At 65.8% G+C, this 12,882-nt stretch carries 13 protein-coding genes; 2 read left to right on the top strand and 11 right to left on the bottom strand.

All coding sequences use genetic code 11. The annotated features are described in order from the left end of the window. Position 1 precedes the first annotated feature (1 nt). Genes ACUDCK_RS09090 through ndk form a run of 3 tightly spaced genes read right to left on the bottom strand, consistent with a single transcriptional unit; the run spans position 2 to position 2,120 of the window. Positions 2-502 (bottom strand): helix-turn-helix domain-containing protein, encoded by a 501-nt coding sequence (locus ACUDCK_RS09090; RefSeq protein WP_006387853.1) that lies wholly within the window; start codon positions 500-502, stop codon positions 2-4. Next, entirely contained in the window at positions 499-1,653 is a 1,155-nt protein-coding gene (gene rlmN, locus ACUDCK_RS09085; RefSeq protein ID WP_175167648.1) for a 23S rRNA (adenine(2503)-C(2))-methyltransferase RlmN, read from the bottom strand. Before rlmN ends, ACUDCK_RS09090 begins: the two co-directional genes overlap by 4 nt. 41 nt (positions 1,654-1,694) lie before the next feature. Continuing rightward, entirely contained in the window at positions 1,695-2,120 is a 426-nt protein-coding gene (gene ndk / locus ACUDCK_RS09080) for a nucleoside-diphosphate kinase (RefSeq protein WP_006387851.1), read from the bottom strand. A gap of 432 nt (positions 2,121-2,552) precedes the next feature. Here ndk and ACUDCK_RS09075 point away from each other — a divergent pair, with 432 nt between their 5' ends. After that, the gene (locus ACUDCK_RS09075) at positions 2,553-5,447 is read left to right on the top strand and encodes a valine--tRNA ligase (RefSeq protein WP_175167647.1); all 2,895 of its coding nucleotides are present in this window, start codon (positions 2,553-2,555) and stop codon (positions 5,445-5,447) included. A 77-nt stretch (positions 5,448-5,524) separates the two neighbouring features. On the opposite strand, the gene ACUDCK_RS09070 is transcribed toward ACUDCK_RS09075, so the two are convergent. The 8 genes from ACUDCK_RS09070 to rpsP all read right to left on the bottom strand — a co-directional run bounded on the left by ACUDCK_RS09070 (position 5,525) and on the right by rpsP (position 11,771). Beyond that, the gene (locus tag ACUDCK_RS09070) at positions 5,525-6,814 is read right to left on the bottom strand and encodes an NAD(P)/FAD-dependent oxidoreductase (RefSeq protein ID WP_064523199.1); all 1,290 of its coding nucleotides are present in this window, start codon (positions 6,812-6,814) and stop codon (positions 5,525-5,527) included. A gap of 9 nt (positions 6,815-6,823) precedes the next feature. Continuing rightward, the gene (locus ACUDCK_RS09065; RefSeq protein WP_024068345.1) at positions 6,824-7,555 is read right to left on the bottom strand and encodes an amino acid ABC transporter ATP-binding protein; all 732 of its coding nucleotides are present in this window, start codon (positions 7,553-7,555) and stop codon (positions 6,824-6,826) included. Beyond that, positions 7,552-8,205 carry an amino acid ABC transporter permease gene (locus tag ACUDCK_RS09060; RefSeq protein ID WP_006393967.1) on the bottom strand — a complete coding sequence of 218 codons (654 nt, stop codon included), beginning with the start codon at positions 8,203-8,205 and terminating at the stop codon, positions 7,552-7,554. The genes ACUDCK_RS09065 and ACUDCK_RS09060 overlap by 4 nt, the downstream gene beginning before the upstream one ends. 120 nt (positions 8,206-8,325) lie before the next feature. Continuing rightward, on the bottom strand, positions 8,326-9,078 hold the full coding sequence (locus ACUDCK_RS09055) for an ABC transporter substrate-binding protein (RefSeq protein ID WP_024068344.1): 753 nt from the start codon (positions 9,076-9,078) through the stop codon (positions 8,326-8,328). A 90-nt stretch (positions 9,079-9,168) separates the two neighbouring features. Continuing rightward, positions 9,169-9,843: a helix-turn-helix domain-containing protein gene (locus ACUDCK_RS09050; RefSeq protein ID WP_175167646.1), complete on the bottom strand. Its 675-nt coding sequence runs from the start codon at positions 9,841-9,843 to the stop codon at positions 9,169-9,171. 164 nt (positions 9,844-10,007) lie between these two features. Next, positions 10,008-10,826, bottom strand: a complete 819-nt coding sequence (gene trmD, locus ACUDCK_RS09045) for a tRNA (guanosine(37)-N1)-methyltransferase TrmD (protein ID WP_064523193.1) — start codon at positions 10,824-10,826, stop codon at positions 10,008-10,010. After that, a complete protein-coding gene (rimM, locus tag ACUDCK_RS09040) occupies positions 10,826-11,443 on the bottom strand; it encodes a ribosome maturation factor RimM (protein WP_049075203.1) in 618 nt (205 codons plus the stop codon). The genes trmD and rimM overlap by 1 nt, the downstream gene beginning before the upstream one ends. A 67-nt stretch (positions 11,444-11,510) precedes the next feature. Beyond that, a complete protein-coding gene (gene rpsP, locus ACUDCK_RS09035; protein ID WP_006387841.1) occupies positions 11,511-11,771 on the bottom strand; it encodes a 30S ribosomal protein S16 in 261 nt (86 codons plus the stop codon). Positions 11,772-12,264: 493 nt separating this feature from the next. On the opposite strand from rpsP, the gene ACUDCK_RS09030 reads away from it, so the two are divergent. After that, positions 12,265-12,846, top strand: coding sequence for a hypothetical protein (locus ACUDCK_RS09030; RefSeq protein WP_175167645.1), 582 nt, complete (start codon positions 12,265-12,267; stop codon positions 12,844-12,846). The last annotated feature ends 36 nt before the right edge of the window (positions 12,847-12,882 follow it).

Raw genomic sequence — 12,882 nt, 5'->3', positions numbered from 1 at the left:
TTTACTTGGACAGCTTGGGAAGCCAGTCGAACGCCAGCCATTGCTGCGGCAGCCAGCCCTGCCAGAAGGCATAGGCGACGCCGGCGGCAAGCACCAGCACGATGGCGATCAGCCAGCCCCAGGAGGTCGAGGACGCGCGATCGTCGTCGGCGCCGGACTGGGGAATGGAATGGGCCGAATGCAGCGCCCCCGGACTCAGCTTGACCGGGCCCGTGACGCGGGCCTTGGGGTCGAGCGAATCAACGATTGCCTGCGAATCGGCGCCCAGCATGCGGGCGTAGTTGCGGATCAGGCCGCGCAGCGAGACGCCGGTGGGCAGTTCGCCCCACTGTTCGTTCTCGAGGGCCTCGATCTGCTTGGCCGAAAACTTGATGCGGCTGGACACTTCGTCGAGCGACCAGCCCTTGGATTGGCGCAGCGTGCGCAGCGCCGAGCCCACATTGCCCGAACCGCCCGCGCTCGCGGGCGTCTCTGAAACTGCAGAAGCGATATCCTGCGTCATGCATGCACCTGTCTAATTGGTATGGTCTGGCGCTGCGCGGCGTTCCGCTCGGTGATGCGGGTACGGTCGCGCACTTCTCCAGCCAGTTGACCACAAGCGGCGTCGATATCGTCCCCCCGGGTCTTGCGCACCGTCGTGATGATGCCGGCGTCCATCAGACGCTGGGCGAACACCTTGACGCGGGCCGAAGGCGAACGCTTCAGGCCGGAGGCGGGGAAGGGATTGAACGGGATCAGATTGAGCTTGCAGCGGATCTGGCGGGCAATGTGTATCAGTTCCTTGGCGTGCTGGTCGGTATCGTTGATGCCATCCAGCATGCAGTATTCAAACGTGATGAAGTCGCGCGGCGCGAAAGCCAGGTAGCGTTCGCACGCGGCCAGCAACTCCTTCAACGGGTATTTCCTGTTCAGCGGCACCAGCTCGTCGCGCAGCGCGTCGTTGGGCGCATGCAGCGACACGGCCAGCGCCACCGGACAGTCCTGCGACAGGCGGTCCATCATGGGCACCACGCCCGACGTGGACACCGTGACGCGGCGGCGCGACAGGCCATAGGCGTTGTCGTCGAGCATCAGGCGCAGGGCCGGCAGCACCTGGTCGTAGTTGAGCAGGGGCTCGCCCATGCCCATCATGACCACGTTGCTGATGACGCGGGTGTCTTCGGTGGCGCGGGCGCTTTCCAGGCGCGCGGTGCCGACGTCGGCTTCCAGCACGCGCTTGGCCCACCACAACTGGCCGATGATCTCGCTGGTCTTGAGGTTGCGGTTGAACCCCTGGTGGCCGGTCGAGCAAAAACGGCAGTTCACCACGCAGCCCGCCTGGCTGGAGATGCACAAGGTGCCGCGGTCGTCCTCGGGGATGAAGACGGTTTCGATGGCGTTGCCCTGCCCCACGTCGAACAGCCACTTGCGGGTGCCGTCCGACGAGCGCTGCTCGGTGTTGACCGCCAGCGCCTCGATGACGCAACGGGACGCCAACTGGCCGCGGAAATCGCGGGCCAGGTCGGTCATGGCGTCGAACGAATCGGCGCCGCGCTGGTGCATCCAGCGCTGCAACTGGCGGGCGCGAAACGGCTTGCCGCCCCACTGCCCGACGAGTTCGGACAGGGCGGAGCCATCCAGCCCCAACAGGTTGATTCGTTCGACGGATTCCATGACCAGGGTATTGCTATGACGCTAAAGGAATTTCCGGGAAATCAACGGCTGTGGATGTTGATTTCGGGGAAGAAGAAAGCCACTTCGACAGCGGCCGTTTCCGGCGCGTCCGAGCCGTGCACGGCGTTGGCGTCGATGCTGTCGGCGAAGTCGGCGCGGATGGTGCCCGGGGCGGCCTTCTTGGGATCGGTGGCGCCCATCAGGTCGCGGTTCTTCTGGATGGCGTCTTCGCCTTCCAGCACTTGCACGAACACGGGGCCCGACACCATGAAGTCAACCAGGTCCTTGAAGAAGGGGCGCTCTTTGTGGACGGCGTAGAAACGCTCGGCGTCGGCGCGCGACAGTTGGGCCAGGCGGGCGGCGATGACCTTCAGGCCGGCTTGCTCGAAGCGGGCGACGATCTGGCCGATGACGTTCTTGGCGACGGCGTCGGGCTTGATGATCGAGAGGGTGCGTTGGACGGACATGAGAACTCCAAAAACGGATACTGACTGGTTTCTATGATTGCCTGGCGTGGCCTGCGCTCGTTGGTGTCACCCTTCAAGCGGCAGCGCGCCATGGGCGCGCAAGCGACTCGGAACAACTGCGTTGACAGCGCGTTCCGGGCCGTCCCGGCCGCCTGTGCCAAGGCGGGGATTCGACACTGCCAACCCTTCGGAGTGATCCCGGGGTTGCCCCCGGGCTGTCCCACCTCGAATGCTTCGCTCGATTCATTGCGCTGAAATTCGCAGCGTTTTTTCAATGAACTTTTGGCGAAACCTCAATGAATTCAGGGACTTCTAAAAGGTTTACAGTAACCCGGTATTCTAACACGCCGATACGACCGCATTACATCTTAAAATGAGCGGTTTGCTTGCCCGTTTCCATCGACCGGGCGCCCTGTCTGCCGGAACCCTGTAATGACTCAAGCCGCTCCCCCGAACGCCGCGTCCGCCGCGACCGACTCCCCGGAACTCTCCAAGAGCTTCGAACCTGCCGAACTCGAATCCCGCTGGTACGCCGAGTGGGAAAAGCGCGGCTACTTCGCCGCGGGGTCGCACGTAAAAACGGGGACCGAAGGCCAGCCTTACGTCATCCAGTTCCCGCCGCCCAACGTGACGGGCACCCTGCACATGGGCCATGCGTTCAACCAGACCATCATGGATGGCCTGATCCGCTACCACCGCATGCTGGGCGACGACACCGTTTTCATTCCGGGGACGGATCACGCCGGCATCGCCACGCAGATCGTGGTTGAAAGACAGCTCGACGCGCAGAAGGTTTCGCGCCACGACCTCGGCCGCGAGAAATTCGTCGAAAAAGTGTGGGAGTGGAAGGAAAAGTCGGGCAACGCCATCACCGGCCAGGTGCGCCGGCTGGGCGCCTCGGCCGACTGGCCGCGCGAGTACTTCACCATGGACGACCGCATGTCGCGCGGCGTGGTGGAGACCTTCGTGCGCCTGCATAAACAGGGCCTGATCTACCGCGGCAAGCGCCTGGTCAACTGGGATCCCAAGCTGCTGACGGCCGTGTCCGACCTGGAAGTCCAGTCGGAAGAGACCGACGGCCACATGTGGCACATCCTCTACCCCTTCGTCGACGGTCCGCAGACCATCGTCGACAAGGACGGCCAGACGGTCACCCTGCGCGGCATGACCATCGCCACCACCCGCCCCGAGACCATGCTGGCCGACGGCGCGCTGTGCGTGCACCCTGAAGACCCGCGCTACAAGCACCTGGTCGGCAAGGAAGTCGAACTGCCGCTGTGCGACCGCAACATCCCCATCATCGCGGATGACTTCGTCGACCCCGAATTCGGCACCGGTTGCGTCAAGATCACCGGCGCGCACGACTTCAACGACTACGCCTGCGCGATGCGCCACGACCTGCCGCTGATCGTGATCTTCACGCTCGACGCGCACATCAACGAGAACGGCCCCAAGCAGTTCCAGGGCATGGAGCGCTACGAGGCCCGCAAGGCCGTGGTGGCCCAACTGGAAGCCGAAGGCTACCTCGTCAAGGTCGAGCCGCACAAGATGATGCAGCCCAAGGGCGACCGCACCGGCGTCGTGCTCGAGCCCATGCTGACCGACCAGTGGTTCGTCGCCATGAGCAAGCCGGCCCCCGAGGGCACGCTCAACCCGGGCAAGAGCATCACCGAAGTGGCGCTGGAGGTCGTCGCCGACGGCCGCATCCAGTTCTACCCGGACAACTGGACCACCATCTACAACCAGTGGCTCAACAACATCCAGGACTGGTGCATTTCGCGCCAACTGTGGTGGGGTCACCAGATTCCCGCCTGGTACTCGGATGACGGCCAGGTGTTCGTCGCGCACGATGAGGCCGAAGCCGTCCAGCAGGCCCGCGCCGCCGGCGTCACCGGCGAACTCAAGCGCGATCCGGACGTGCTGGACACGTGGTTCTCATCGGGCCTGGTGCCCTTCACCACGCTTGGCTGGCCCGACAAGACGGCCGACCTGGCGCGCTACCTGCCGTCCAGCGTGCTGGTCACCGGCTTTGACATCATCTTCTTCTGGGTCGCGCGCATGGTCATGCTGACCACGCACCTGACCGGCCAGATCCCGTTCAAGCACGTCTACGTGCACGGCCTGATCCGCGACGCCGACGGCCAGAAGATGAGCAAGTCCAAGGGCAACACGCTGGATCCGGTCGACCTGATCGACGGCATCGACCTGGACGGCCTGGTGGCCAAGCGCACCTACGGCCTGATGAATCCCAAGCAGGCCGGCGCCATCGAAAAGGCCACGCGCCGCCAGTACCCGGACGGCATTCCCGCCTTCGGCACCGACGCACTGCGCTTCACCATGGCCGCCTACGCGACCCTGGGCCGCAACATCAACTTCGACCTGAAGCGTTGCGAGGGCTATCGCAACTTCTGCAACAAGCTCTGGAACGCCACCCGTTTCGTGCTGATGAACACCGAAGGCCACGACCTGACCGGTCCGGACGCGGGCGAAACCTCGTTCGTCGACCGCTGGATCGTCAGCCAGCTACAGGCGCTGGAAGCCGAGGTGGCCCGCGGCTTCGCCGACTACCGTTTCGACAACGTGGCCAACGCGCTGTACCGCTACGTCTGGGACGAATACTGCGACTGGTACCTGGAACTGGCCAAGGTGCAGATCCAGACCGGCACGCCGGCCCAGCAACTGGGCACGCGCCGCACGCTGATCCGCGTGCTGGAAGGCGTGCTGCGCCTGGCCCACCCGATCATTCCGTTCATCACGGAAGAGCTGTGGCAGAAGGTCTCGGTGGTGGCCGGCAAGCGCAAGCAAGGCGTGGCAGACAGTGTCAGCGTGCAGCCGTACCCGCAGGCCAATCCGGCCGCCGTGGACACCGCCGCCGAAGCCGACGTGGCCGAACTGAAGGCCCAGGTCGAGGCCGTGCGCGCGCTGCGCGGCGAGATGAACCTGTCGCCGGCGCAGAAAGTGCCGCTGTGCGCCCAGGGCGACGCGCCCACGCTGACGCGCAACGCCCCCTACCTGGCCGCGCTGGCCAAGCTCAGCCAGGTGGACGTGCTGGACGCCCTGCCCGACGCTGGCGCGCCGGTGCAGGTGGTGGGCGCCAGCCGCCTGATGTTGCATGTCGAGATCGACGTGGCCGCCGAGCGCGTGCGCCTGGACAAGGAAATCGCCCGCCTGGAAGGCGAGATCGCCAAGGCCAACGGCAAGCTGTCCAACGCCAGCTTCGTTGAACGCGCCCCGGCCGCCGTGGTCGAGCAGGAAAAGGCCCGCCTGGCTCAATTCGGCGAGACGCTGCAGAAGGTGCGCGAACAGCGCGGCAAGCTGGGCAACTGATCGCCCGGCAATGCGTTCATGCAAAGGGCCCCGGATCCTCTCCGGGGCTTTTTTTCGCGCGGCCTGATCGCATCGGCCTATACGCCGCCGTCGGTCATCCGGTACCAGGTGACCACGGCGTTCACGTACAGGCGGCGCAGTCCATAGAGCGGAAACGGCTTTACGGGCGACAACGGCACCGGCAGCGCCTTGGCGTCGCCGCTGACGAGGTACTGCGCCATGGCGCGGCCCATGCTGGTCTGCAGGCCCACGCCGCGCCCCTGGCAGCCGATATCCACCAGCAGCCCGGGCTGCGGCTCGTGCAGGTGCGGCAGATAGTCGCGGGTGATGGCCACGCGGCCGCACCAGCGGTACTCGAACGGCGTGCCGGCCACCTGCGGGAACATCTTCACCATCACCCGTTCCAGGTGGGCCCAGTCCTGCGGCCCCTTGGGCTCGCGGAAGGGCCCACGCCCGCCCATCAGCAGGCGGCCCTGGTGGTCCAGGCGAAAATACAGCAGCAGGTTGCGGGTATCGGACGTGACGTGGCCTTCCGGAAAGATGCCTGCGCGCAGGCGCTCCGGCAGCGGCGTGGTGGCGACCTGGAAGGTATTGGCGTCGATGATCGAGGTCTTCAAGCCCGGCAGCAGATCGGCGCCGTAGGCGTTGGTGCACATCACCACGCGGTCGGCGGTCACGCTGGCGCCGCCGGGAGTCGTGGCGGTCCACTTGCCGCCGTCGCGCTTCAGACCGGTGACTGGCGTGTCGGTATGAATCACGGCGCCGGCATTCAGGGCGGCGCGGGCCAGTCCGCGCGCATAGCTCAGCGGCTGCACCGCGCCCGCGCGGCGGTCGACCCAGCCGCCCAGGTAGCGGTCGGCCCCGATCAGCCGCGCCACCTCGGCCCGGTCCAACGGCTGCGCGTCGGCGCCATGGCGCGCCCATTGCGCGGCGCGGGCGTGCGCCAGTTCCAGCGCGGCGGGATTGTGCGCGCCCTGGATCCACCCCCTGCGCACATGCGGCACGTCCATGGCATGCCGTTCGATCAGGTTGAACACCGCGTCGGCGGTGGCGCCAGCGAAGCGCACCAGGCGTTCGCCGCGCTCGGCGCCGAACATCGAAACGAGCGCATCGGGATCGTACTTGAGGCCGGGAATGACCTGGCCGCCGTTGCGCCCCGAGCCCCCGAAGCCGATCTCGCGCGCTTCCAGCAGCACCACCCGCACGCCCTGCTCGGCCAGGTGCAGCGCGGTGCTCAGGCCGGCGTAGCCGCCGCCCACCACCAGCACGTCGGCCTGCTCGGACTGCGTCAGCGGCTGCGTGTCCGGCGGCGGCGCCGCGGTGGCGGCCCAGAGCGACGGGGAAAGCGGAAACGGCGTCTGCGACATGATGGTTCCTCACATGGGATGCAGCACGCGGCGCAGGAAATCCTGCGTGCGCGGGTGCTGCGGCTGATTCAGCACTTCACGGGCGGCGCCCTGCTCCACCATCACGCCGCCGTCAAAGAACATGACGCGGTCGGCAACCTCGCGCGCGAAGCTCATCTCGTGCGTCACGACGACCATGGTCATGCCGGCCTCGGCCAGCTTGCGCATCACGCCCAGCACGTCGCCCACCAGCTCGGGGTCGAGCGCCGAGGTCGGTTCGTCGAACAGGATCGCCTTCGGCTGCATCGCCAGGGCCCGCGCGATCGCCACGCGCTGCTGCTGGCCGCCGGACAGTTGCGGCGGATGGGCGTCGGCCTTGTCGGCCAGGCCGACACTGGCGAGCAATTCACGGCCGCGCTCCAGCGCCTGCGCGCGCGGCTCGCCCTTCACGTAGATCGGACCTTCCACCACGTTCTCCAGCGCGGTGCGATGCGGGAACAGGTTGAAGCGCTGGAACACCATCGCCACCTGCGTGCGGATGGAAACGATGGAGGCCGCATCGCAGTCCACCAGTTCGCCATCCACGGTGATGCGGCCGGCGTTGTAGCGCTCCAGCCCGTTGATGCAGCGCAGGATGGTGGACTTGCCCGAGCCGGATGGCCCGATCACGCATACGACTTCGCCCTTGCTGACCGAGGCATCGATGCCCTTGAGCACCTCCAGCGACCCGAAGCTCTTGCGCACGCCCTTGAGTTCGATCATTTGGCGGCACTCCTCTTTTCCAGATGCCGCACCAGCAGGATCAGCGGCACGCACATCACCAGGTACATCAGCGCCACCAGCGAGAACACGGTGGCGTTCTTGAACGTCGACACGGCAATCAGCTTGCCTTGCAGGGCAAGCTCGGCCACCGTGATGGTGGACGCCTGCGACGAGTCCTTGAGCATCATGATCATGATGTTGCCGTAGGGCGGCAGCACGATCTTGACGGCCTGCGGCAGCACCACGCGGCGCATGGTCATGCTCCAGCTCATGCCCATCGCCATGGCCGCCTCGATCTGGCCGCGGTCGATGGCTTCGATCCCCGCGCGGAAGTTCTCGGCCTGGTAGGCCGAGTAGGCGATGCCCAGCCCGATGATGGCCGCCTGCACCGCCGTCAGGGCGATGCCCATGTCCGGCATCACGAAATAGATGTAGAACAGCAGCACGATGATCGGGATGCCGCGCAGCAGGTTGATCACGCCCGCGCTGAACTTGGACAGGTATTTGTTGCCGGAGACGCGCATCAGCGCCCACACCAGCCCCAGCAGCGTGGACAGGACCAGCGACCCGAGCGTCACCAGGATGGTGAGCTTGGCGCCCTGCAACAGGATCGGCAGGTATTCCGCCGCGTCTTTGAAGAATTCCGTCATGACTCGATTCACCCCAACTGGGCCGCCTCCGGAAACCCGGGGACGCGGCCGGTCCGCGCGCCAGGGCGCGCAGTCAGGGCGGACGCCTGCCGCGGCGCCACGCCCGCCATCAAACGGCCGTCAGCCGCCCAGCCCCCACTTCTTCAGGATCTGGTCGATGGCGCCATCGGCCTTGAGCTTGGCCAGCGCCTTGTTGATGCGTTCGAGCAAGGCGGTGTCGTCCTTGCGCGTGGCCAGGCCCAGGCTGCCCATGACGGTGGGCTGGTAGGACTGCGCCATCTTCAGGTTGGGATAGTTGCCCTGGGTCAGGATGTAGGCGGCGATGGGATAGTCCATGAACCCGCCCTGGATGCGGCCGGCGTTGGCGTCGCGCATCATGTCCGGCGGATTGTCGTAGAGCTTCACCTCCTTGAACACGCCGCTCTTCTGGATCGGCTCGACAAATGCGGTGCCGACCTGCACCCCCACCGTCATGCCCTTCATGTCGGCGAATGACTTGTATTCCTTGTTGTCGCTCTTGAGCACCATCAGGCCTTCGCCATAGCGATAGACCGGCTCCGAGAAACTCACCACCTGCTGGCGCTGCGGCGTGATGAACATGGCCGCCGAGACGATGTCGATGCGCTTGGAAGTCAGCGAACCGATCAGCGCCGAAAACGCCATGGGCTCGATCTGCACCTCGAAGCCAGCCTCCTTGCCGACCGCTTTAACAATATCGACCATCACCCCCTCGATGGAGTTGGTCTTGGTGTCAAGAAAAGTGAACGGACTGCCGGTGGGCGTGGATCCCACCTTCAACACCGTCTGGGCCTGCGCGGCCGTGGCCGTGGACAATGCTGCGAATACAGAGACAACCAGAGTCTTGAATTTCATGACATTTCCTCATCTAGGCAAAGCGTTCCGGAGCGTGCCCGGAAGGCGGATGATCCCCAGTGTCATCGCGCCGATTCACTGCCCGCGCGCTCAAGGCGGCGGTTGCGTCATATCCCCCGCGGCTTGATTGATATTCGAGATGGCCCAGATGACTTCGGTCACCTGCGAGCCGGGATTGCGCCAGCGCCGCGGCGTGCTGCTGGCATAGCAGAAACTGTCGCCCTCCTTGAGCAGCACGACGCGGTCGCCCACCCAGAGTTCGAGCGCGCCCTTGAGCACCACGCCGATCTGCTCGCCCTGCCCGGTCACGAACAGTTCGTTGCCGGTCGAGCCGCCGGGCTCGATGGTGGCGCGGCACAGGTCCATGCTGCGGCACGCGGGCGGCGTGTACATCTCCTTGACGATGCCTTTCTCGCGCAGGTCGATATAGCGGTGCGTGCCGGCGCGGGCGACGCGGCCGCCGTCCTCGCCTTCGGTGTGCTCGGCGTTGCGCAGCAAGGCGTTGACCGACACGCCGAACTCGCGCGCCAGTTGGTGCAGCGTCTTGACCGACGCGGAGCTCAGCCCGCGCTCGATCTGGCTGAGCAGCCCCAGCGACATGCCGCAGGCCTGCGCCACGTCCGCCAGCGAGCGGCCCTGCTGCTTGCGCAACTGGCGCAACTGCTGGCCCAGCCACATGTCGACGGCGGACTCAGGGCGACCCGCCGCCAGCGCTGGCTTGGAGAGCGCGGCGGCATCACGCGGCACGGGAGAGGATCGGCTCATATGAAAATTTCATTTTTATGTAATTTTCAATACTAAGGAGCGCGCCGAGTCGCTACAACCTAGGAGCATCCCTAGGCTGATCGGGTCTTGGAAAATGGGAAAAGGCTTGCGAAGAAAGCCGGGCTTGAGTTGGGGGGGGGGCGGGGGGGGATGCGCCTGCCGGCTCAGGAAGCCTTGGGCTTGGACCCGCGGCGGCGCTTGGCGGGCAGCGGCGGCAACGGCTCGCCGGCCAGCTCGGCCAGGAAGCGCTCGTCGGCGAGCGACAGCCACCCCTGGGCGCGGGCCGACTCGATCAGCTCGGGACGTCGCGCAACGGTCAACGCCAGCGAGCGTTCACGGCGCCAGCGCGAGATGTTGGCATGGTGGCCGCTGAGCAGCGGCGCCGGCACGGGCGCGCCCTCGTAGACTTCGGGGCGCGTGTAATGCGGGCTGTCCAGCAGGCCGGACAGCGTGTCGTTGAAGGAGTCCTGCAGCGCGGAGTCGCCGTCGTTCAGCACGCCCGGCAACAGGCGCACCGCGGCGTCGATCACGGCCAGCGCCGCGATCTCGCCGCCGGACAACACGAAGTCGCCCAGCGAGATTTCGTGGGTGACACAACGCTCGATGAAGCGCTGGTCGACCCCTTCGTAGCGACCGCAGATGAGAATCAGGCCGTCGCTGGCAGCCAGCGCCTCGGCGCCGGCCTGATCGTAACGCTTGCCCACGGGTGCGAGTAGCGCCACCGGGGCCGGCCCCAGGCCTTGGGCCGCGCGCGCCGCCTGGGCGGCGCTGACGGCGGCTTCCAGCGGAGCGGCCATCATCACCATGCCGGGGCCGCCGCCATAGGGGCGGTCGTCCACGGTACGGTGGGGATCAGTGGTGAAATCTCGCGGATTCCACGCATGCAGCGCCCACCGGCCCTGGGCATGGGCCCGGCCGGTGACGCCGAGGTCGCGCACCACCCCGAACATCTCGGGAAAGAGCGTCACGACATCGATGCGCATCAGAGATCCGCGGGCCAGTCGCTATCGATGCGGCGCGCGGCCAGATCGACGGCTTGGATGTGCGCGCGCACGAACGGAACGAGCATTTCGGCGGGCTTTCCCTTGGCGTTCAGCAAGGTTTCGGGGCCGTCGGCTCCGACCTTCTGGCGCAAGACCTTCAAGACGGCGTGAGCGCCGTTATCCAGGACCTCGTCCACCACACCAATGAGCGCGGCGTCGCCATCCGCCGTGGTATACAGCGAACAGCCAATGAGATCGACCCAGTAGTATTCGTCTTCTTCGGGCGCAGGGAAGGAACCCCGCGGCGCCTGCACGGAATAACCGCGCAGCGCTTCGGCCTGGTCACGGTCGGCGATGCCGGCCAACTGGGCCACCACGGTGGCGCCCTGCGAACGGACTTGCACGACCTTGTATGCGACAGGCGCAGACGCGACAGCGCCCCGCGCCAATTCAGGCACAGGGCGAGTCAACCACCATTGAGAAGCTGAGAGCAGCACTTCGGCATTGGCCGAATGCGGCTGCACCTTGACCCAGCCTTTCACACCGTAGGCCGCACTGATGCGGCCCAACTCGATCAAGTCCGCAGGCGCCGCGTTGGAATGTGCGGCATCAGACATGTATCGGGCTATCGGTTTCGTACAGCGTAGCTAGAAACTAGCAGGGTTCAGGCGTGCGACGCGGGCATTAAGCCGCGGCGGAAACCTTGGCCGAGTAGTCCTTGACCAGACGCTCGACGGCCGGCGACAGCTGGGCGCCGTTGCTGGTCCAGTGCTGCACGCGATCCAGCGCGATGCGCAGGTTTTCCGCGCCTTCGTTGCCGACGGGGTTGTAGAAACCCACGCGCTCGATGAAACGGCCGTCGCGACGGTTACGCGAATCGGTGGCCACCAGGTTGTAGAACGGACGCTTCTTGGACCCACCGCGGGCCAGGCGAATCACCACCATAGGTAATCCCTTGAATTAGTTGTGAAAAACGGGAAATTCTAGCACTTAAACAAGCCGACTGGCAAATGCGCATGCTGAATATCGGAAGGCGCGGCGCGATTTATACGCGAAAACACCACATATGCACCACATACGGGTATTCTACAAAATCCGGGCAGGAGCCCGCCGCAGACAGAGTGTAGCCCGTCACGGGCCGCCGTGCTGCGCCGGGGCGCATGAAAATCGCCCGGCGGCGTTGCCATCCGGGACGCGCCGCCCGACCGGCACCCTTTGCAAGTGCGTGTGAAGCATTTCCCCGATTGGAGAGATCGGAATGTCATCCTACGCCACATCCGCAAGCCCGCTCCCCCCGGCCGCGCCGCAACGGTGTTGCCCTTCCCCGCCCTCACGCACCGCATGCCCGCGCGAACGCCCCCGTTTTCGCAGGGGCTGATCGCGCCCTGTTTCTCCCCAGCGTTTTCCCACAACTTCCTCTACCGGAGGGTGCTACACCATGAAGAACCGTAAAACTGTCTTCACCCCTGTCGCGCGCCTGGCGGCAACAGGTTTGGTGGCGGGCATGCTGGCGCTGCCGATGGCGGCCCAGGCCCGGGTGGTCGGCGCCGCGTTGACCACCGCCACCGGCAAGGTCACCGCGGTGGATCCCGCCACCCGCACCATCACCCTGCAGGGCGCCAATGGCAACGTAGTGGATATCCAGGCCGGACCTAACGTGCGCAACTTCAAGCAAATCAAGCCGGGCGATTCGCTTACGCTGGACTATTACGAATCGGTCGCCATCGACGTGCGGCGCGCGGGTTCCGGCGCGCCGGAGGTGGTCACCGAGACCGCCGCCACGCGTAGCGCCAAGGGCGCCAAGCCGGGTGGCGCGATGGGCCGGCAGACCACCATCACCGCGGAAATCTGGCACATCAACAAGAGCGCCAATCTCGTGACACTGAAGGGTCCGCAAGGCGGCCTGCGCACGATCCAGGTGCAGGACCCCGCCTTGCAGGCCCGGTTGGCGCAGCTCAAGGAAGGCGACCTGGTGGACTTCACCATCACGCAAGCCGTGGCGGCGGCGATTCATAAATAAGGCGCGACGAGCGCCGACAAAAAAAGGCCAGCCTGG

It is taken from the genome of Achromobacter sp. CF-sbj1-Ac2-l (assembly GCF_052698165.1).
Note: the sequence above shows the minus strand (reverse complement) of the source record. Positions and strands in the feature narration are given on the sequence as shown.